General features: G+C 51.9%; 11 protein-coding genes. 3 read left to right on the top strand and 8 right to left on the bottom strand.

Annotation, left to right across the window (positions count from 1 at the left end; genetic code table 11):
- Window positions 1-40: 40 nt before the first annotated feature.
- Together FW415_RS18310 and FW415_RS18305 are read right to left on the bottom strand one after the other, a co-directional pair.
- The gene (locus FW415_RS18310) at window positions 41-2869 is read right to left on the bottom strand and encodes a TIM-barrel domain-containing protein (protein WP_148387954.1); all 2829 of its coding nucleotides are present in this window, start codon (window positions 2867-2869) and stop codon (window positions 41-43) included.
- A 373-nt stretch (window positions 2870-3242) separates the two neighbouring features.
- Window positions 3243-7295, bottom strand: a complete 4053-nt coding sequence (locus tag FW415_RS18305; protein WP_210420733.1) for a two-component regulator propeller domain-containing protein — start codon at window positions 7293-7295, stop codon at window positions 3243-3245.
- Window positions 7296-7440: 145 nt separating this feature from the next.
- Between FW415_RS18305 and FW415_RS18300 the strand changes: the two genes are divergently transcribed.
- Window positions 7441-7893 (top strand): DUF5362 family protein, encoded by a 453-nt coding sequence (locus tag FW415_RS18300; RefSeq protein ID WP_148387953.1) that lies wholly within the window; start codon window positions 7441-7443, stop codon window positions 7891-7893.
- A gap of 31 nt (window positions 7894-7924) precedes the next feature.
- On the opposite strand, the gene ggpS is transcribed toward FW415_RS18300, so the two are convergent.
- Entirely contained in the window at window positions 7925-10159 is a 2235-nt protein-coding gene (gene ggpS, locus FW415_RS18295; protein ID WP_210420732.1) for a glucosylglycerol-phosphate synthase, read from the bottom strand.
- Window positions 10160-10425: 266 nt separating this feature from the next.
- Here ggpS and FW415_RS18290 point away from each other — a divergent pair, with 266 nt between their 5' ends.
- A complete protein-coding gene (locus FW415_RS18290) occupies window positions 10426-12237 on the top strand; it encodes a long-chain fatty acid--CoA ligase (protein ID WP_148387952.1) in 1812 nt (603 codons plus the stop codon).
- A 120-nt stretch (window positions 12238-12357) separates the two neighbouring features.
- On the opposite strand, the gene FW415_RS18285 is transcribed toward FW415_RS18290, so the two are convergent.
- The 5 genes from FW415_RS18285 to FW415_RS18265 form a co-directional block, all read right to left on the bottom strand.
- Window positions 12358-15405: an efflux RND transporter permease subunit gene (locus FW415_RS18285; protein WP_148387951.1), complete on the bottom strand. Its 3048-nt coding sequence runs from the start codon at window positions 15403-15405 to the stop codon at window positions 12358-12360.
- A gap of 10 nt (window positions 15406-15415) precedes the next feature.
- Entirely contained in the window at window positions 15416-16525 is a 1110-nt protein-coding gene (locus tag FW415_RS18280; protein ID WP_148387950.1) for an efflux RND transporter periplasmic adaptor subunit, read from the bottom strand.
- A 193-nt stretch (window positions 16526-16718) separates the two neighbouring features.
- Entirely contained in the window at window positions 16719-18044 is a 1326-nt protein-coding gene (locus tag FW415_RS18275) for a TolC family protein (protein ID WP_168208876.1), read from the bottom strand.
- A 98-nt stretch (window positions 18045-18142) separates the two neighbouring features.
- Complete coding sequence (locus FW415_RS18270) at window positions 18143-18754, bottom strand: TetR/AcrR family transcriptional regulator (RefSeq protein ID WP_148387948.1); 612 nt, start codon at window positions 18752-18754, stop codon at window positions 18143-18145.
- A 275-nt stretch (window positions 18755-19029) separates the two neighbouring features.
- Window positions 19030-20112 (bottom strand): hypothetical protein, encoded by a 1083-nt coding sequence (locus tag FW415_RS18265; RefSeq protein ID WP_148387947.1) that lies wholly within the window; start codon window positions 20110-20112, stop codon window positions 19030-19032.
- A gap of 179 nt (window positions 20113-20291) precedes the next feature.
- On the opposite strand from FW415_RS18265, the gene FW415_RS18260 reads away from it, so the two are divergent.
- On the top strand, window positions 20292-22739 hold the full coding sequence (locus FW415_RS18260) for an outer membrane beta-barrel family protein (RefSeq protein WP_148387946.1): 2448 nt from the start codon (window positions 20292-20294) through the stop codon (window positions 22737-22739).
- Window positions 22740-22976 lie beyond the last annotated feature (237 nt).

Genomic DNA, 22976 nt, shown 5'->3' with positions numbered 1-22976 from the left:
TTTCAATTCCTTGTTTATCCTCGTGACGTTATGAAAAATGTTAATCTTTCAAAGTTTTCGTTTGTGCTTTTCCGGTATAAGTGATCATGCCGCCATCCTTTTCCGCTGCTTCGCCCGGGTTGATGTACACGATGCGGAACCAGCGTTTTTTCAGCATGCCCGGGAAGCTGCCTTCCTGCGCCCCGATGGTCAGCGTACGGGAGCCTTCCTGCCAGCGGACGGGAATGTTGAGGAAACGGCCTTCTTCATATCCGTAATTGATATTTTCATCTTCATACAACCGGAAGGAAGCGTCTCTGCCGGTGTACACATACAGGCTGATGGTATCGGCCGGCTTTTCGGCAGTGTACTGGATATCCGGCCCAAAAGGCAGGATAGATCCTTCTTTCACATAAAGCGGCATCCGCTCCAATGGTGCGGGCGCAGTGATATGCTGCCCCCCCGGAAGGTAAACGGCGGTATAGAAATCGTACCAGCCGTTGCCGGAGGGCAGGTATAGCTTGCGCTCGCGGGCCTGGTAATGATACACCGGGTTCACCAGCAGGCTCGGGCCGAACATGAACTGGTCCGCAATATCCCGCACAGCGGTATCGGCCGGGAAATCCATGGGCAAGGCACGCATTACCGTATAGTCGTTATGGTAAGTTTTACCGGCAAGGGAATAGATGTAGGGCATCAGTTTATACCGCAACCGGTTATAGTACACGATGGACTGGTACACTTCGCTTTCTTCCGGTGCGATATTGAACACTTCCCGGTAGGGATATTGCCCATGTGCGCGGAACAGGGGGCAGAAGGCGCCGTACTGGTACCAGCGGGTGTTCAGTTCCTGCCATTCTTTAAGGTCTTCGCCTTCGGGATCGGGCTGATCGTATTTGTCTTCTACGAAGAAGCCGCCGATATCCGTTGTCCACCAGGGTAAACCGGACAGGCAGAGGTTGAGGCCGGCGGGGATCTGGCGTTCCAGTTCATCGAAACGGGCGGCGATATCCCCGCTCCAGGCAGCCGCGGCATAACGCTGGATACCGGCGTTGGCGTTGCGGGTGAGGATATATACCCGCTGGTCCGGCTTCGTGGCGCGCTGGCCTTCATAAATGCCTTTGGCATTCAGGAGGGAATACGTGTTGAAGTATTGTTCAGCTGGACCGATAGCGGTGGGGTTCATCAGCTGTTTCCGTTCTTCGATAGAGGCATTGGAGAGGATGTCCGGCTCGGTGGCATCCAGCCACCAGGCATCTACTCCCAGCTTGAAGAGTTTTTGATCAACGATGTTCCAGAAGAGTTTTCGTGCATCCGGCTGAAAGGCATCGTAGAAAGTGGATACATAGCCTTTCCCTATCCAGTCCCGTTGCCGGTTAATGATATTCTGCGGGTACAGCCAGTTCTTTTCCTCGAACATTTTATAGGTGTCAATGCCTTCGTAGAACTTGGGCCAGACGGATATCATGAAATGTGTGTTGTATTTATGATGCAGCTGCGCGATCATGCCTTTGGGGTCCGGGAAACGGGCGGGATCAAATTCCTGGCTGCCCCAGGCGTCTTCTTTCCAGTAAGACCAGTCCAGCACAATATTGTCCAGCGGTATCCGTCTCTTCCGGAATTCCGCCACGGTCTGCAGGATCTCCTCCTGTGTTTTGTAGCGTTCGCGGCTTTGCCAGAAGCCCATGGCCCATTTGGGGAGCATGGTGGCTTTGCCCGTCACCTGGCGGTAGCCGCTGATCACCTCATCCATATTCTCCCCGTACATGAAATAATAATCGATCTTTTCTCCCGCTTCGGAACTGAAGCATAACTTGTCGCGCAGGGCTGCAGGAGTGGGCGTCAGCCATTTCAGGGATACAAAGGCCTGGGATGATTCCGGTATCCATTCCACGCGGATGGCTTTTTTGCTGCCTTTGGAAAAGTCCGCGGTAAATACGGAGGGGCCGGGATTCCATCCTTCACGCCACCTGTCCAGCACCAGCTGGCCGTCCAGCCATATTTTAATATAACCGGAAGTGCTGGCGTAGAATTTATGCGCGCCGTCTTCGTTTGAAGTGATGTGCCCTTCCCAGGTCACCTTGCCCTTGTCCATCGGAAAGGCCGCCGGGATGCGCCGAAGGGCGTGGAGGAACTCGTAATCGATCTTCGATTCGGATTGCTGCACGTAGATCTTTGCCGGATCTTTCCGGTCGGCATAAGTGGCCGTCAGTCCCGGTTTTCCGTCTTTCCCCGTCAGGCCGGAGAGCTGCTGGTGCGGCCGGTCGTCCCCGAAGCGGGTGATGGAATAATTGTCCCACAGGATGCCGTAGTTGCGACTGGAGACCACGAATGGTACTGCGGCTACGGAATTGTACTGGGTGAGGTCCACATCTTTGTTCTTGTAGTTCATCAGTCCCGTCTGGTGCTGGCCCAGCCCGTAGAAAGCCTCATCTTCAGGCGATTCAAATAGCTGGCGGATGCGGTATAACGGCTTGTTGCCGTAGGTAACAGGATGAAAGGCCTTGCCCCCGCCGGATGCCTCCTGCAGGATGATATTGCCGGCTTTGTCGCGAAACACCACCTGTCCGCTGTGTAATGTAACGGTAACGGACAGCGCGGTTGTTGTCAATATTACTTCTTTATCATTCTCGATAGCGTCCCATTTTATATTGTCTCTGCCGGAAACGGTCACCATCAGGCTCGGGGTGACAGAAAGGGTGTCACCGGCACCGGCGCTTACGTGAATGATGCGGTCGCTCACCACCTGTAACCTTACGTGCCGGGCGCTGCCGGGAGCGGGTTGTTTGATGCGGACCAGCAGTCCATCATCCATTCTTTCTACCTGTCCGGCGAAAGCAGATAATGTAAAAAAGCAAAGTAATACCAGTGGAATCTTGATCAGGTTCATAACGATTTCGGCTGTCGTGGAAAAAAATCAGTTTTAACAAATGTAGCAGCCTCCCGGGAGAGCGGAGGTACGGTATTGTGTATGAATCGGGGTTAAAATGTTAACCGCCGGAAGCCGGATGGTATGTAAATGATTCTCCGAAGGGTGCAAAATGTTAAGCATGGTTCCGCTAACATGCAGATAATCAATAGTTAATTGTCAAAGCGACAATATAAGGATGAGCGCCAGTGTGATCAGCCCGATCAGGCATATTTCCATGACCAGGTACATCTTGTTGCTTTTCCTGTAGTTCTTTTTAAACATAGTACGGCAAAATTATCCATTGCCGCGTGATGCGATGGGGTGGGTTTCTTTATTTAAGGGGTGTGATTTGTTAAAGATCGCTTCTCTTTCCGGCGGCATAGGCGGAAGGCAGCACATTGAACGCTGCCTTGAAGTACCTCGTAAAGTATTTGGGGTTGTTGAAGCCGGTTTCATAGGCAACCTCGGCCACGGTCATCCGGCTTTTCTCCAGGAGTTGCGCGGCGCGTTGCAGGCGCATGGTGCGGATGAATTCAATGGGTGTTTTGCCGGTGAGGGCCAGTATTTTCTTGTACACGGATACCCGGCTCATGAAAAGTGCGCGGCTCAGCTCTTCCACGGAGAAGTCCGCATTCGGGATATTCTTTTCCACGATCTGCATGGCCTGCTGTATGAATTGCTCATCCGCTGAAGATATGGCGATCTCTTCGGGATGTATGGCGATGTGCTGCTCGTAGCTTTTGCGGAGGGAAGCCTGTCCTGCAATGGTATTGCGGATGCGGGACAGCAGCACTTCGAAATTGAAAGGCTTGGTGATGTAGTCCGATGCGCCCAGTTCGAGGGCTTCCAGCTGCTCCTGTTCGGCCGCCCTTGCAGTAAGCAGTATTACCGGCACATGGGCTGTGCGGTGGTTGCCGCGGACCCTGCGGCAAAGCTCCAGCCCGTCCATCTCCGGCATGGCCACATCGCTGACGATCACATCCGGAACGGTCTGTGCAAGGATCTGCCATCCCGCTGCGCCGTTCTCTGCTTCCAGGATGTGGAAATAAAGCCCAAGGTTATCTTTCAGATAGAAACGGAAATCCTCGTTGTCTTCCACCAGCAGCAGCACGGGTTTTTTCCCTTTCGCCGGTGCATGGAGGGGCCGGGGCTTTTCCGCCGATGATTTGATCTCCTCCTGCACGGTTGCCGTCTGGATAAGCGGGGCGGCTTCGCTGTCGATGGGCAGCCGGATGGTAAAACAACTGCCCATTTCAGGGGCGCTGTCTACCGCAATACTGCCGCCGTGCAGTTTTACGAATTCTTTTGTAATGGAAAGCCCGATGCCGCTGCCGGGATTGACCACGGAGGAAGGCAGGTCGTGCTGGAAGAAACGTTCAAAGATGTGCTCCTGTTTTTCCAGCGGTATGCCTATGCCGGTATCCTTCACCTGTATTTCCAGTTCATTGCCGGATACGCTGATGTCTACGGATATCTGCCCGTCTTCCGGTGTGAACTTGAAGGCGTTGGAGAGGAGGTTGAACATGATCTTTTCCATTTTGTCCGCATCGTACCGCATGTGCAGCTCCCTCACCTGGCTGGAAAAGGAGAGGCGGATGTGTTTCTTTTCGGAAAGATCGGAGAACGAATAGGCCAGTTCACGGAGGTAGGCGATGATATCCCCTTCATTCAGATGGAGTTTGATCTCCTGCACCTCCATCTTCCGGAAATCGAGCAACTGGTTCACGAGGTTGAGCAGGCGGCGGGCATTGCGTTGTACAAGCTCCAGCTGGCCTTTGATGCCGCCGTCACCAGTGGTTTTGATGATCTTTTCCAGCGGGGTGATGATGAGGCTCAGCGGCGTGCGGAACTCGTGGCTGATATTGGTGAAGAAACGGATCTTCATATTGTCCAGCTCACGCATGCGCGCGGCTTCCTGTTGTTCCTGCGCCATGCGGTATTTGAGGCGTTCCCTTTCCAGCACGATCTTCCGGGCCAGCAGCAGGGCGCCGAGGATCAGCAGGGCGTACAACCCGAAGGCCAGCGGGGATTTCCAGAAGGGCGGCAGCACTTTGATGTGCAACGTAACGCCGGTATCGTTCCAGATATCGTCATTATTGGAGGCTTTTACGCGGAAAATGTAATCTCCCGCGTTCAGGTTGGTAAAGATGGCTTTCCGCTGCCGTTCGTCCGTGTACAGCCATTCTTTGTTGAAGCCTTCCAGTTTGTAAGCGTAGCGGTTCTTTTCAGGATGAAAGTAGTTCAGCGCCGCAAATTCTATGGAGAACACATTTTCCCGGTGCTTCAGCACGATCTCCCGGGTGCGTGAGAGGGCGGAGGAGAGCAGTACGCGGCCGTTGAGCTTTTCGCCGGGGCGGATGCTTTTATTGAATATCTGCAGATCAGTGAGTACTACCGGCGGGATGTTGCGGTTCCAGGGAATGGCATGCGGATAAAAGAGGTTGAAGCCGTTGCCGCCGCCGAAGATCAGTTCGCCCCTGCTGGTGCGTAATGCGGCGTTCTGGTTGAATTCATTGCCCTGCAGTCCGTCCGATACATCATAATTCTTGAAGAGGGTATCGCGCATGTTGCTGATGCCGTTGGTGGTGCTCATCCAGAGGGTGCTGTCATTGTCTTCCAGGATGTTCAATATGGTATTGTCCGGCAGGCCGTCTTCCCGGCGGAAAACGCGGAAACCGCCGGTGGCGGGGTCAAAAAGATTAAGGCCTTCCCTTGTGCCGGCCCAGATGCGCTGCCGGCTGTCCTGGAAGAGGCAGATCACGTCATCGTGACTGAGGCTTGCGGGGTTGCTGGCATCAAAACCGTAGTGGGTGAATTTGCCGGTGCGGCCGTTCCTGACATCCAGCCCTTCGGAGGTGCCGATCCAGAGGTTGCCCTGGTGGTCTTCCAGGATCGCGGCGATGTATTTGGAATTGACGGAGTTGGGGGCTTTCGGCGGGAAGTGCTCAAAACGTTCGCGTTCGGGCCCCAGCTTGTCCAGCCCGCCGCTCAGCGTTCCTATCCAGAGGTTATGCTCCCGGTCTTCCATGATCTCCCACACGCTGTTATCGGCCAGGCTGCCGGTATCGGCGGGGTTGTTGCGGTAATGCACAAAACGTTTGCCGTCAAAGCGGTCCAGCCCGCCGAAATAAGTGCCGATCCAGAGTTGCTGGCGGTGGTCGATCCACAGGCTGACGATCACATTTGCGCTGAGGCTGTTGGGATTGCCGGGTTCATGCAGATACCGGGAAAAGGTATTCGTGCTGCGGTTATAATAGATCAGCCCGCCGCCGTTCGTGCCGATCCAGAGATTGCCGGCCGCATCTTCCACAAAGCGGTTCACATCATCGAAAGGCAGGCTGTTGGCCGAAAAGGGCCGGTACTGGTAAAGCGGGAACTTGACGATGTGCTCATGGTAATAGTTGATCCCTTTTTTATAGGTGCCCGTCCAGATAATGCCGGTGTTATCTTTATACAGCGATGTGATGCTGTTCTGGCTCAGGCTTTTGTTGTCTTCGCTGATGTTGGTGATGTAGCGGGCGGTTTTTTTCTGCTTGTCGATGATATTGATGCCGCCATGATCTGTTCCCACCCAGATGAGGCCGTTGTTGTCCTGGGTGATGCCGGTGACGATGTTGTTGTTCAGCGCCAGGCCGGGTGTGGACTGGTGAATGTGCGTAAGGGTGCGGGTGGCTGCATTGAAGTATTGCAGGCCGTTCGCCAGGTTCTTTCCGGAGATCCACAGGTCGCCGTCCTTATCCGGGAACAGGATGAAATCCGGCAGGGGATCATTGCGGGTAGCCAGTTTTTCCGGATGCCGGTAGATGATCTGTTTGCTGCGCGCGTCCATTTTTTCGAGCTGGCCGCTGGCGTCCAGCAGCCAGTAGTGGCCATCGGGACCCTGTTCCATTGCCAGTATGCGCTGACCATGGGCATATTGCACAGTAGTGGAACCATCCACTTTATACAGGCCGGAATCCCGGTGGAGGAACCAGTAGGCGCCGGCTTTATCGTGAAAGATGTTGCGCACCGTGTCCCCGGGGATGCCGAGATTGCCCAGGGCGGCGGATATGTTGCGCGAAAAGCTGCCGCTAACGGGGTCGTATATATTGAATCCCCGCCGGGTGCTGATCCAGAGTTTTCCGCCCGGCCCGGCCATAACGCCAACAATGAAATTGTCGGAAAGTGTAGCGCTGTCCCGCTGGGAATACAGGAAGGTCAGGAAGTTGTGCCCGTCGTAGCGGTTCAGGCCGGATGCGGTGCCGAACCACATGAACCCGGTACTGTCTTTGAAGATGGTATTGACCTGGTTATTGGAAAGCCCTTCATTGATGCCTAAACGCATGAACTGGTAATGCGGGGATTGCGCATTGACCAGTCGCCATAGCAAGCAAAGAATGATCAGCAAAAAGGCTTTCTTTTCCATGAAACGCAGATTCCGGCTGTTACAGCCTGCAATATTAGCATAAAATTACAGAACAGCGGGAAGGAGTGAATTTTGGGATATATTTTGAGAATCTACATACAAGATATTGTAAAAAATGATAATTTCATGCTCAAACTAACACTATATGGAAAATCAACACCAAAGTTTATTTGAATTGCAGGTAGACCATGAAGTGACGGGCTACCTTGGCGAAACCGCCAAATGGGCGAAGTTCCTGTCTATTGTGGGATTTGTTATGGTGGGCATTATGGTGATCGTATCACTGTTCGCCGGTACCATTATGACATATTACGGTAATGTTATGGGCGGCGGAATGCCTGTGATGTCGGGTGGATTGGTGACGGTGATTTACCTGTTGTTTGCCCTGCTGATATTTTTCCCGTATTTCTATCTGTATAATTTCGCCAAAAAGATGCAGGTGGCTTTACGTTCTTCCAACCAGGAGGAACTGGCGAAGTCTTTTTCGAATCTGAAGTCCTGTTTCAAGTTCGTAGGTATATTAACGATCGTGATGCTGTCATTCTATGCGTTGGCTTTCATATTCGGATTGCTCAGCGCCCTTGTAATGGCCGCGTAGTTTTTCTGTTCAGGGAATAAAAAAATCCGGGTTAAACCCCGGATTTTTTTAATTCGTCCATGAACTCGTCCGCCCAGAATTCGATGTTGTAATGATTGATATTCTGGTACATGCGTTGCATTCTGATCTGTCTTTCCTGTTTGTTCATCACCAGTGCCCGCAGGAGGCTTTCCATCATGGATTTGTTATCGTATGGATTGGTGAGGATGGCGTCCGCCATTTCCACGGATGCGCCTGCGAATTCGGAGAGCACGAGGGCGCCTTCGGATTCGGGGTTCTGCCCCTGTACGGCGATGTATTCTTTCGCCACGAGGTTCAGCCCGTCGCGCAGCGGTGTGATCCAGGCTACGTCTGAAATGGCGTAGTAGGCCAGTACTTCTTCAAAGGTGAAGGAGCGGAAGAAAAAGTGTATCGGTACCCAATCGATGCGGGAGTACCGCCCGTTGATCTGTCCGATGGCCTGTTCCAGTTCATGCTGTATCTGTTCATATATCTTCATGCCTTTGGCAGGCGGGGTGCAGATGTTGATCAGTTCCACTTTACCGTGCAATGCGGGATGTTCATCGAGGAACTGCCCGAATGCTTTGATCTTTTCCAGCGGTCCTTTCACATAGTCCAGCCGTTCGATGCTGATAATGGTTTTTTTACCAGAGGTATTTTTTTTCAGTTCGGCGATCATTTCTTTGGTCTCTTCTTTCTCCATCAGTTCGCTGATATAGTCCACATGCACACCAACGGGATTGGCGCCCAGTCTTACCTTGCGCCTGCCGGTATCTATTTCCCGGGCCATGGAGCCTATGCCCATGGCGGTGCTGTAGGTGAGGAAGCGGGGGGAGCAGCTGATCCTTTCGGTAACGGTTACCGGCATCAGGCTTTGTACAACATCCACAAAGTTCTCCACGTAACGGGGGATGTGGAAGCTGATGTAATCGCACTGGAGCAGGCTGCCGATGATCTCTGCGCGCCAGGGGATGATATTGAAAGTGTTGGCGGCAGGAAATGCGGTGTGATGGAAGAAGCCAATGGTAAGGTCCGGCCGCAGCTGGCGCAGGTAGCCCGGTACCATCCACAGATTGTAGTCATGTATCCACACCATGGCATTGGGTTCTGCTTCCGCCGCCGCTTTTTCCGCGAAACGCCTGTTGATCTTCAGATAGTGTTCCCAGTGCTCGTGATTGAACTGCACCTTTTCGATGAAAGAAAAGATAGCCGGCCAGAATGCTTCTTTGGAAAAGAGTTTATAAAAGATGTCGATGTCTTCCTTGTCCATTAAAACAGGGCTGGCCTGCAGGTGCGGGTAAAGTTCCTGATCGATATAAAAGTTTTCTGCGTTTTGATCTTCGTTTTGTTTTTCCTGCCATGCGATCCATAATCCCGGCCTGTTCGTTTTGAAGAAGTTGGTGAGGGTAGGGAGGATGCCGTTCGGGCTTTTGGGTGAGCGTCTGACCATTTTGCCATTCTCTTCCACCGTTTCGAAAGGAAAGCGGTGATAGAGCATGACGAGCTGGGTAGATTCGTTGCTCACTTTTTTCGGAACGCTCTTTTTCTGATAAAAAGATTTGAAGTCGTCAAAATGGTTCAGTGCTTCAAGGATGCCCCCCGCTCCTGCGGTATCAGCCTGGAATACATCATTCAGGCGATTGGTGGCTTCCGTCAGCGCAGGTTCGGCTTCACCAACAACCACACCTTTGAAACCAACACCATAAAGGGAAAGGTCATTCAGGGTATCGCCGGCTACCAGCACGTCCTGCTGCGGGACCCTTAACAGGTCGCAGAGCTTCCGGAGTGTGGAGCCTTTGTTTACATCGGCAGGCAGCACGTCCAGGAATTTGTTGGCGGACAGGATGATATCGCAGCCCAGTTCCTTTTCCAGGCGCGCTACTTTTTCCCTGATCCTGTCATCATCAAAAAAGAAGGAGCATCTCCGCTGCTGCGGCACAGCCTGCAAGCGGATGCCCTTAACATCCTCCAGCATTTTCATAACAGCCTCTTTGCCGGGCCATTTGATCTCGATATTGTTCTGTATAGGTTGAATAGGCTCGAGTGTAACACCATCCAGTACGGTGGCGCCAACATCGCAAATAATGTAATCAGGCCTGGGAATAACGGGGTCATTCAATAAAGGCAATACGCTTTCAACCCCACGCCCGGTCACGAATATCAGCCGGAAATCCTCATTGTCCCGGATCATACTGTATAACTGTTCTTTGTGTTGATTGCTTCCTCCTAAAAAAGTTCCGTCCAGGTCTGTAGCTAAAATCATCATTCAGGTTTTAAGTGATAGAATCGAAATAACATGCCAACGGCTCGGGTTGGCGTGTATCCGTATATAATTAAATAATCAGTTAAGTAAGATTAACAAATATGTGGGTTAACTGGATTTCAATTGAGCGCCACAAAGGTACGAAGAAATGAAGCGGGGAAAGACTAAATCGGGTGACAACTTGGCGCTATTTGATGACTATTAGGCATTTGGGGATTGGAAATCAATGCCAATTTGAATATCTGTATTTTTTTATTAATTTAACACATATGAATGTACAGCCAAAACGATTATTTGATGCGGTTAATTATCAGTTACAGCAATTCCCGAAACCGGACATGCTGGTATCCAAAGTGGATGGTAACTGGAAACCTTACAGTACGCAGGAAGTGCAGCGAATCGTCAATCGCCTTAGCGCGGGGCTGTTAAGCCTCGGTGTCAGCGGGAATGATTTCTCGCCCGAAGGGGCAGACAAGATCGGCATCATCTCCAATAACCGCCCTGAATGGGTATTTGCCGATCTCGCTGTACAGCAGACCGGTGCGGTACTGGTGCCTTTGTATCCAACGACCAATCCGCTGGAGATCAAATTCATTCTTAATAACGCCGCGGTGAAATACATGTTCGTCAGCAGCGTGGAGATGCTGGAAAAGATACGGGAGCTGCAAAAAGATATCCCCTCCCTGCAGCATATTTATACTTTCGACGAGATACCCGGCGCCGACCACTGGAGCAAGGTTACCGCACTGGCTACCGACGAATTGCTGCAGCAGGTGGAAACCATCAAGGCCGGCATCAGCGATGAACATCTCGCCACGATCATCTATACTTCCGGCACCACCGGTACGCCCAAGGGTGTGATGCTCACGCACCGGAACATTGTCAGCAATGTGTTCTTTTCCAAGAACAGCTTCCCGTTCCCGGATGCGCCGGATCAGAAAGTGCTGAGCTTTCTGCCGCTGAATCACATCTTCGAGAAAATGTGTACATATATCTACCTGTTCAGCGGTATCAGCACGTATTATGCCGAGAGCCTGGACAAGATCGCGGACAACCTGCGGGAAGTACGTCCCGATGGATTTACTACAGTTCCGCGGTTGCTGGAGAAGGTGTATGAAAAGATCATGAGCAAAGGCAATGAACTGAAAGGCGTCAAACGCGGCCTGTTCTTCTGGGCCGTGGCGCTCGGCAAGAAATACGACAATAATATCAGCGGAGGTTTCTGGTACAATCTCCAGCTGGCGCTGGCCAACAAACTCATTTTTTCCAAATGGCGCGAAGCGCTTGGCGGTAATATCAGCTTTATCGTTACCGGCGGCGCCGCCTGCCAGGAAAACCTGCTGCGGATATTCAGCTCCGCGAAAATACCGGTGTATGAAGGGTATGGCCCCACGGAGAACAGCCCCGTTATCAGTGTGAACCGCCGGTATCCTCCGGGCAATACCATGTTCGGCACTACCGGCCCGTTGATCGAAGGCGTGGAACTGAAGTTCACGGAGGACGGGGAGATCTGCGTAAAAGGGCCTTCCATGATGAAGGGATATTACAAGCGGCCGGACCTTACAGCGGAAACGATCATTGACGGATGGCTGCATACCGGTGACATCGGGCAGCTCATCAACGGGAAATTCCTCAAGATCACCGATCGCAAGAAGGAGCTGTTCAAGACCAGCGGCGGCAAATACGTGGCCCCGCAGCCGATAGAGAACAAATGCAAGGAAAGCCCGTTCATCGAACAGCTGATGGTCATCGGCTCGGAAAGGAAATTCGTTTCCGCACTGATCGTACCTTCTTTCAATATGCTGCGCAGATGGATGGGGCAGCAGAACATCCCGTTCACCACCAACGAAGAGGCCATAAAGAAACCGGAAGTGATCGCCATGTATGAAAAAGTGGTGGAGCGTTACAACAGTTCCTTCAACCATGTGGAACAGATCAAGAAATTTGCGCTGCTGCCGCAGGAATGGGGCGTGGAAACCGGCGAGATGACGCCGAAGCTGAGCCTGCGGCGCAAGGTGATCATGGACAAATATAAAAACGAGATCGAGCAGATATATGCCGGCGCCTCCGCGGCAAATTAGCATGCCTGCAGTGGCCCGGCTCTGGGTTTGTTCCCTGCCGGCAATCCGGCTGTTGACGAAGGGGGAGTGAATGCGCATTTCATTTTCAGCATTTTTACGGTTATTACGGGATCCGGCATATCAGTACACCTGCACTTTTGGTGGAATAAGTTTGTAAACCACCGGTGTAACCACTCTTGACAAAAGCGTAGAGCTGATCAGCCCGCCGATCAGTACGATTGCCAGCGGCGCTATCAGCGGATTATCTGAAATAGCGATCGGTATTAACCCGCCGATGGCGGTAAGCGAGGTCAGCACGATTGGTAGAAAACGTACTTCCCCGGCTTCGCGTATCGCTTCATCCAGACTTTTACCCTGTTCCCGCAGCTGGTTGGTGAAATCCACCAGCAGGATCGTATTCTTCACTTCAATGCCGGCCAGCGCGATCAGGCCGATGATCGCCACGAAGGAAAGCGAATTGCCGGTGATCCACAATGCGGTGGCTGCGCCCACGATCCCAAGGGGGATAACGGAAAGAATGATCAGCGTGCTTTTGAAGGTCCGGAATTCCAGGATCAGTACAGCTATGAACAGGAATGCCGTAACAATGATGACATTAAGAAAACCACCGAAGGATTGCTGCCGGGATTCCACCTCCCCGCCCATTTCATAGCTGTACCCCGCAGGCAGCTGCATGCTGTTCATGTCCGCCACTACATCATCAATTACCCGGTTGGCCAGGAACCCCTGCTGCAAGAATGCTTTCACGGACACGACCCTTCTTTTTTCCTGGTGATTGATGTTCACCGGCGAGGTCTCCATTTTCAGCGTAGCCACCTGTGACAATGGGATGGCCTTGCCCTGCAGGCTGTTCACATACAGATTGTTGAAAGCATCGAGCGTAGGCCTGCCATCATGCTCCCGGGTCAGTAGTATAGTGTAGTCGTTCGTGTTATGATCGGTGTATCTGCCCAGCGACAGTCCCGCTACGGCCAGGCGTACCGTACGGTCTATCTGAACGAAGGGAACGCCCAGCTGTTGCGCTTTTTCGGGCATAATATCCACACGTATATCGCTTTTGAGGAGATCTACCGGGTTATCCACGTAGATGGTGCCGGGCGTTTGCCGGAGCAGCAGGTCCACCTGCCCGGCCAGCCGCCGCAGGGTATCCAGATCGTCCCCGAAAAGCCGTACTTCCACCGGTGCTACCACCGGCGGTCCCTGCTCGAAATTCTTGACCTCCACTTTGGCGCCGGGGTAGGGCGTCCAGGCGCTGCGGAGTTTTTCTATTAACGCCAGTTTGCCGGTTGGACTGGTGTGTTCGTCCAGCTGTACGAAGATCTGTGCAAAATCGCTATGCTCGTTTTCCTGCACAACATTGTAATAGATGCGGGGATTGCCCTTACCTACATTGGTGGCAAAGTATTTTACGGCGTTTTCCTGCTGCAGGGCCTTTTCTATATCCTTCGCCACGCTGTTGGTATAGGCGATGCTGGATTGGGGCGGAGTAGTGATATTGATCAGGAACTGCGGTTTTTCGGAAGGCGGGAAGAGACTGAAGCCGATGAGCTGAAATATATACATGGCCGCGCCGAAGATGATGACTGTGGACACAATGGTGAGCACGGGCCTTTGCAGGGCCTTGTCCAGCAGCCGTGCATAACTCCCGCTGATGAGCTTTTTAAGGCCGCGCATGAAGATGTTGCCATCCGGATGCCCGGTATGCGGTTTCAGTATTTTGCTGGTAAGGAAGGGGATGATGGTGAGTGATACCACCATGGACGCCAGTACGCAGAAGATCACGGCCAATGGCAGGCTGCGGATAAAGTCCCCGGAGCCTTCGGGCATGAAGACCAGCGGCATGAACGCGATGATCAGGGTAACGGTGCATCCCACTACGGCCATCCCGATCTGCTTCGTGGCTTTCAGCGTGGCCTCCGTGGCGCTATACCCCTGCAGCATCCAGCGTTCGATATTTTCCACCACCACAATGCTGTCATCCACCAGCAGGCCCAGTGCCACAACCAGTCCTACAATACTCAGCTGGTTGAGATTATAGCCGAAGAATTGCAATAAAATGATACCGATGGCAAGCGATAGCGGAATGGAGATCATAACGATCACGGCCTGCCGGAACCCCAGCGGCAGCAGGGTGATCGCTACCAGCATGATGGCGATGATAAAGTCGATCCCCAGGCTGCCCAGCCGCCTGTTCACATTTTCCGCCTGATCGAAATGCTGCACCATGTCGATATTTGCGGGCAATGTGCGTTTGAATTCATCGATAACGGGTTTGTATAGCTGTTGTGTTTTGCTGATGTTTTCCCCTTCTTTCTGCGCGGCGGCCACGAATACGCAGCGGAAGCCGTTCAGCCGTGTCAGATAGGTTTCATCGGCGTAGCCGTAGTACACTTTTGCAATATCTTTCAGGTACACGTTGCGGCCGTTGCCGGTGTACACGATGGTGTTGGCGATCTCCTGCAGGGAATGGAAGTTGCCGCTGGTCTTGATGTTGAAGGTCCTGTTCCCCGCATCGATGCTGCCGCCGGGGATGCTGAGGGTTTCATTCTGCAGGCTGCTGATCACATTATTGACCGGCAGGTTCATCTGCGCCATTTTTTCCAGGTTCAGTTCGGCGCGGACCTGTTGTTCCGGCAGGCCGTAGATGTCCACTTTTTTCAGCGGGGCAAGCCTTTCCAGTTTTTCCTGGAGCTTTTCCGCATGGAATTTCAGCAGGTCCCGGGGAGCGTTTTCTGATATCAGTGCGATCTGCATGATATTCACATCCGAAGGCTGGAATTTTTGTATATCGATGCTGATGTTATCTGCGGGGAGGTCGCGCCGTTTGTTGTTGACAACGCTCACCAGTTCCTGGTATTTTTCGTCCACATCGCTGCTGTAGGTATAGTCCACCCGCATGGTGGCCAGTCCGTCGCTGATCTGGGTGCGGATGCGCAGGATATTTTCCAGGCCGAAGATCTCTTTTTCGAGCGGGTCTACAATGAGCTCTTCCATATCTTTCGGGCTGGTGCCGGGATAGACCGCGATCACCGTATAGGTGGGCGCATGCATTTCCGGGTCTTCCGAGCGGGGCATATTGAGGATGGTGGTGATGCCCAGTGCAATGATCATGATAAAGATCACCAGGGTGAACTGGTAGTTCTTTACGGCGTATGCTGAAATTTTCATCTGGCAGGTTTTAGGGATGGAGTGGTGCTTGTTGTTTACCGGTTGAAGGAATGCTGCTGTCTGGCATCACGCGGATGCTGCTGCCATCCGTCAGATAGGCGCTTCCGGAGATGATCAGCCGGCCGGCATCTTCGAGGCCCTGGCTGATGATGACTTTATCTTTCTCCATTCCCGCTACAGTTACTTTTACTTTCCGCGCCGTTTTACCGTCATTGGTGACGAATACGTAGCCCGATCCGCTGTCACCATCCAGCAGGGCATCATAAGGGATCCGCCATGTTCCTGCGGCGGAAGTATTGCGGGAGTTTATCACCGCTTTGCCGAACAAGCCGTAGGCTATGTTGGCGGGTTTTGTACCATCCAGTTTGATATCGATGGTAAAAGCGCCGGTGGCCGGGTCTGTTCCTTCGGACCGCCGGGAGACCCTGCCGCTGAAGGTTCGTCCGGGTGCAGATTCCACTTCCACCGATGCCGTATCCTGCAACCGGATGGCGGCCCATTCCGTGTTGCTTACACTGGCGCGCAACATCCAGTTGCCGGCTCCGGCGCCATTGGTTTGGAGTACCGGTGTGCCCGGTTGTACCAGTTGCCCTTCCGCGGCAAGTTTTCTTAGCACGTAGCCATTCCGGGGAGCAGTGATGACGCTATGGTTGCGGTTAAATTGCGCGGTGCGCAACTGCTGATGGGCGATTTCTTTGGCGGTCCGGGCGTTTTGCAACTGTTCCAGCGTGGCTACGCTGTCGTTATACAGATTGGTTGCGCGCTGATGGTCCCGCTGCGCTTTTTCAAAGGCCAGTTGTGCCTGCTGCACCTGGGCATCTATCTCAACAGGATTGAGGACGGCCACGGTCTGTCCCTGCCTGATGGCATCGCCTTCCTTGACCAGGATGCGCTGGATGATGCCGCCGGTTTTGAAGGACAGCAGCACTTCATCATCTGTTGTAAAAGTGCCTGATACCGGGATTGCGGCCTGTGCTGCGCCGGTGTTCAGCGGCAGGAGTTTTACGGGGATTGCGGCCTGTGCCGGTATTTTCGATGCGGCGGAACCGGAGCCGCAGGCGCTGATCAGCACGGGCAGGGCCAGGAGCAGCATGGGAATGTGGAAGAAGTTCGTTTTCATATGTTGAAGTTTATGCTTTACGGGTAGGTGAAATCTTTGATGACCACTTAATTATTTTGTTACGGGTGTCATCGAACTTCGTTTGATGACGGCATAATTATTTTGTTACGGGTGTCATCGAACTTCGTTTGATGGCGACATAATTATTTTGTTACGGGTATCATCGAACTTCGTTTGATGATTGCCATGTGCATTATCGGGTGTTCGCTAACGGGTATCCGGCCTGGGCGCGTTCAACTTCCGCTGCGGAAACCTGTGCTGCCGCATAAGCCTGCGCCAGTTGCAGGCGGGCATTGGTCAGCTGGTTCTGGGCATCCAGCAGTTCGATGTACAGGAGCTGTCCTTCTTTGTACACCTTCAGCTGGTCGCGGTAGTACTTTTCGGAAAGCTGCAGCTGTGTCCGGGCGCTGGAAAATGCTGCCCGGGCCGTGTGATGGTCGTTAACGGCACGGGTAAGTTCCAGCATCATAGCCTGCATGTGCTCGTCGTATGCTGTTTGCGCCATAGAAACATCTGCGGCAGCCTGCAGTGTACGGTAGCGGCGCTGCCCGCCGGTAAACAGGTCCCATTGCAGGTTAAGTCCCCAGATGTAGTACCGGGTATTGTTGTTGAATGCAAAGTTGAATCCCTGGGAGCCGAGATCGAGGAAAGTATTGACCTTGGGAACGAAAGCCGCATGCTGCATTTTTTGCTGCAGCATGGCCATGTTGCGGGTCTTTTCCAGTTGCACCAGCTCTTCGCGGTAGCGTATATCCGTTGGGGTGACCATCTGCGGATCACCAATTGCCAGGTTGTCTGTCTGAATGCTGTCTTCCGCCGGACGGTTCAGCAGGAAGTTGAACCATGCCTTTGCGTTTTTCTGTCCGTTCCTGGCCTGTGTCAGCAAGGCATCCGTACGCTCGGCTTCCGCCTGGGCACGGGTAAGGGAAGTACTGTTGCGGATGCCGTTCTTCAGCATGCTGTTGTTGACCCGGATATTCTCCTGCACCAGTTCAAGGGCGGCGATATAGATCTCCACGGCCTGCGACGCCTGATAGTACTGGTAGTAGGCTGTTTTAACATCTTTTACCAGCTGGCGTTTGTACACATTGAGAACGGCTTGCTGCCGGGTGATATCTTCCTGCCGGATCTTTTTGGCGTACCATATTTCGGTATTGATCAGCGGGAGGGAAGTGCGCAGTCTCGCATCATAAAAATTGTCCGGCGTAAGCTGGATGGCCTGGTTATCCAGCTGCGGGAACTGATGGCTGTTGGTCAACTCGTTCAGCGTGGAATATACCGGGTTCATCAGGTCGCCTATCGGAATGTCAATTGTTCTGCCGCCGCCGGCCTTGGTGTAGCTGGCCGCAAAACCGGCCTGCGGCAGAAAAAAGGCCCTGGCTTCTTTCAGGGCATACATGCTTTTGTCCAACTGGAAGTGCTGGCGCCGGATGGCCTGGTTTCGGGCGAAGGCCTCCTGTATATACCCATCCAGCTGCGAAGGCTGCGCCTGACTATACAGGGTGATGTTTGTAAACACTAATAGAATAATAATCCTTGATAACATAATGAACATTGTTTAGTAACAAGATCAAAAAAAACAACCAGGGAAACGTGTATCCGTGGTTGTCAGTTGTTTTATGCTTTGATGAACCGCAGGTATTCCTGCACAGCCAGTGCTATCATTTTGATGACAGCCGCTTCATCCTGTTCCATTACTTTCATCCGGCACCGTACGTTCAGTGATACCAGGCCATGGCACATGGACCAGATGGAGAGAGCTGCGATGCCCGGATCGGAGAAGCGGAGGAGTTTTTTATCGATGCATTCCTGCACACAGTCCAGCAGGTAGCTGAAGCAGGCTTTCCCGTTCTTCCAGCCGCTTTCTTCCGCTTTATTCATCGGCGCCCGGATGATGAACATGAGGTCGTACAGGTCCGGTTGCGCATGCCCGAATTCGAGATAGGCCGTAGTGATCTGTTCCAGGCGTTTCCAGGGGCTTTTGCTGGGCGCTTTTTCCAGCAAATTCTGGTGCAGCCTGTCGAATGCTTCCTTTTGCACTTCGTGCAGGAGCTCGTCTTTATCTTTATAATACAGGTATATCGTACCCGGACTGTACTCGATCTTGTCCGCGATATTGCGGATGGAGGTCTTCTCATATCCCTCTTCGAGGAACATGCGCATGGAAGCGTCAATGATCAGGCGCTTCATTTCCTGTTTCTCTCTTTCCTTTCTGTCAGAAATGCCCATGTTAAAATGTTTACGCAGCAAATATAATGAACAGTGTTCAGTATTTGCAAATTTATTTTTATCTGGATAGATAGTGATGTTTTTTTCTTACCGGTCGATACTATTTTCCGTTACCGGTAAAAGCTGGCGCAAACGTCTGCCCGGGGCCGCTTTCCGTTCATCCTTTTCCTTTTATAAGGCCCGGTGTATTTCCGGCATCCGGTGAATTGCCGGTTATCCGGGGCGGAGGTCATTGGTTGATGTGGCCTGTTGGCCGGTTTTGCCCGGGAGATTTACTAGAGCGTCAATTCTCCCGTCAGCATGTCCAGCGCGGTAGCTTCCGGCTGTTGTTTGGTGATATAGGGGACGGACCGTACGAGGTAGACCTGTGTGGCGCCGGCAGCAATAGCAGCGCCGGTGACGCCTCCGAACACAGCGTTCATGAATATGGCTTTATTACGGCGTTGGGCGTCTTCGAGGTATTTGGAGATGATAAACCCGTTCCCGCTTTTTTCCAGGGGAACGATGTTGTTGTTATCGATCTTGTACAGTTCGGCCTTGGTGCAGAAGCCCCAGGCGTTGTTAATGGGGACTTTGTTGTTTTGGTCATCCAGGGTGTACAGGGAGAATTCCTTTTTAGTCTTTTCCGCGTGGAAGGCCGTGATGGACGGTTTGTTGGCCTTGAATTCCTCGTAGGACATATAAACCCCTTCCATATAAAACTGATCTTCCAGGATGGGCATCCGGAGGGCGGACAACTGGGAGGAGATCACGGCTTCTTTCGGAAGGGAGGCAATGGTTGTCTCAAGCAGGGGCAATCCTTCATCCAGCGAGGTTTTCAACAGCAAATGGATCACCCGGGCAATATTTTCATCATGCCGGGAGGTGACCTCCATGCCATTTCGCATTACTATGGTGTCGAACGCCGCGATCAGGGTGTATTGCTGCCCGTCTGCAGAGATATAAGCATCCGCTTTCAGCCTGGCATAGCCCCTTTCATTCATGGCAAATGTTTTTTCATTGATCCGGAGATCCTTTACGGCCCATAACAGATGGGCACCACCGGGTTTCAGCTGCGTTCCATACTGGTTGTTAATGTAATCCTGCAGGAAATGCCGGTGGGAAGTCGCGGGTCTCGCCTCTATTTTTTTGTTGGCGAGGCCTACCTGTACAAATCCCAGTCTTGTTGTGTCCCACTGGACGGGCAAAACTTCAATAGCAGTGACCTTTTCCAGGCGGGGATCGTTATAACCGTATTTCTTCAGGCTGACCGTTTTCCGGGGGGAACTGGTATCTGTGTTTTTGTCATACACGGGATCTTGTGCCGCAGCCGTTTGCATCAGCAATGCGGCTGATAAAATAGCAAGTACTGTTTTCATGGGTATAGCATTTAAAATAGCAAGGCAATTTAAGGTTTTTTGGCTTTCAGCAGTAACCTTCCCGGGTATTAAATTGTTATTATAGCAGCCGTTTAACCATCCATCCATTTATTATTACACGCTGTAGCATTAATGCTTACTTTTAACCGCATCGTATATCAATTTGTGTAAAAGTTAACATGAGGAAAATTGTCATTTTGCTGCTGGGATGGATCATGGGAATCAGTATCCACATCAAGGCACAACAAGGAGAGGCCCAGGCTGAATTGTTAGGGAAATTATTGGACGACCGGACGGGGAAACCTGTAGAATATGCATCTGTTGCTTTACTGAATCCGGACTCGGTGGTTTTGACGGGAATGCTGTCCAAACCCAACGGGGATTTCGATTTTCGCCAACTTAAACCGGGTAACTACATCCTGAAAATATATTTCATCGGCTATGAAACGTATTTCCAGGCAGTGTCTGTAAAACGCTCCACAGATGTGGGCAATATCAGACTGAAAACCTCGGCTACCGCGCTTGAAACGGTAGAGGTGGTAGGAGAAAAGCCGGCCTTTACCATGGAGATCGATAAGCGGGTGTTCAATGTGGACAAGAACCTCGCAAGTATCGGGGGAACGGCTACCGACGTTTTGCGCCAGGTGCCGTCCGTTAATGTGGATATCGACGGGAATGTTTCCGTGCGGAACGGCAGTCCCACTATTTTTATCGATGGCCGCCCAAGCACACTTACGCTGGACCAGATACCTGCGGACGCTATTGCTTCCGTGGAGGTGGTGACCAACCCGTCTGCGAAATATGATGCAGAAGGGATGAGCGGTATCCTGAACATTGTGCTGAAGAAGAATCGCAAAACAGGCGTCAACGGCCTCGTCAATGCCGGTATTTCCACCACCAGGAGCTCCAATGCAGGAGTAGACCTCAGTGTCCGCGAAGGCAAGATCAATCTTTTCATGAATTATAATCTCCGCGACCGGAGATCGCCCATGACATCCAATATGTTCCGTAAGAACCTGTCTGACGACACCACCACTTATATGGACCAGTACCAGGATGGTGAGTTTGGCCGCAAGTTCCAGTCCGGGCGCATCGGGTTCGACTGGTTTATCGATAACCGGAATACCGTTACGCTGTCGCAGGGGATCACCGCCGGAGACTTTAATAACCTTAACGCACAAACGATCTACGAACTGGACGAGCATCAGAACCGTGTAAGATACGCCGAGGGGCGGAACGATAGCAAACGCCAGTTCCGCAACTACAGCACGCAGGTGGGGTATAAGCGCACGTTTTCAAAAGAAGGGCGGGAACTGACGGCCGACTTTACCTATAACCGCGCCAATAGCGAGAACCGGGATGATTATAATCTGCAATACTTCGATATGCAGCACCAGCCGATCAGCTCGCCGATACAGCCCGAGCTGCGCTATGCTAACGGGAACGGTAATACGTCATACTACACCGGCCAGATCGATTTCGTTAACCCGCTTACCGAAAAATCCAAGATAGAAGCCGGCCTGCGGACGAACTCCCGCACCTTCAATAATGTGCTCAGTACTTATGGCCGGGATTTCGACAGCGGGGCTTTTTTGTATGATTCGGCATTGTCTAACGACTACCACTATACGGAGCAGATCAACGCAGCATACCTCAGTTATACCGGGGCGTTCGGGAACTTTGGTTTCCAGACCGGTTTGCGTGCGGAGCAGTCATTCTACAGTGGTGAACTGCGTAATGTGAAAGACGCCAATTACAAGATAGATTATCCGATCAGCCTGTTCCCCAGCATCTTTCTGACCCAGAAATTCAAAGGCGATCATGAGCTGCAGCTGAATTACAGCCGCCGTATCCGCCGCCCCTGGTTCCGGGACCTGCTGCCGAACATCGAATACAATGCGAATTCAGCCAGTCGCGGTAACCCTACGCTGCAGCCCGAGTTCACCAATTCCTTTGAATTGTCTTATCTGAAGGACTTCGAACGCAAGCACAGTGTACTGGCATCCATTTATTACCGTAACACACCTAATGCCATTACTGACTTTTTTGTAGATACGGTATTGAATCTCGATGGTCAGGAACGTAATGTGGTATTGAGATACCCGATCAATGCATCCGTTCGTAATTCCTATGGTCTGGAAGTGACCATGCGGAACCAGCTGACGAAGAACTGGGATGTAACCACGAACGTGAATTTCGCGCAAACGAAGATCGATGCGGAAGACCTGAGCAATGCGGGTTTTGTATGGTTCGGCAAGATCAACAGCAATACGAAGCTGCCGTGGAACCTCACGCTGCAGGTAACCGGAGAATATGAGTCAAAGCGTATTGAGCCGCAGGGAGAGGATGCACCGGAATACCAGATCGATGTTGCTATCAAGAAGGATTTCTTTGAAAAAAAGAACTTTTCCGTGTCGCTGGGGCTGAATGATATCTTTAACTGGGACCGGGACCTGAGTTATACGCGTACTACGTTTTCAGAATCCGAGCGTTACCGGAAGCGTGTTTCGCGGGAGTTGCGGCTGAATGTGAGCTGGAGGTTCGGGAAGATGGATACGAATATATTCAAGCGGAAGCGAGGTGGGGATAGTGGAGGAGAAGGAGAGATGGGGGGAGATGGGTTTTAGGTTTTTCTTATGATATTTGAATGCCCGGGCGAAAGTTCGGGCATTTGTATTTCAAAAGATATACACTGATGATTTGAAATTTACATCATTATGAATTATTTATTTTTATAATAAATTATTGAAATGCATAGTCGGGAAATTCCTATAACTCCTTCATACCCATTATTTTCCCCACGCATTAGAAAATGTAAGAAATAGCCATATATTTATGTTACGGTTATTGAAAGACCGAGAAAA

Origin of the sequence: Chitinophaga sp. XS-30 (assembly GCF_008086345.1) — a bacterium.
In the GTDB taxonomy this organism is placed as follows: Bacteria; Bacteroidota; Bacteroidia; order Chitinophagales; family Chitinophagaceae; genus Chitinophaga.
Note: the sequence above shows the minus strand (reverse complement) of the source record. Positions and strands in the feature narration are given on the sequence as shown.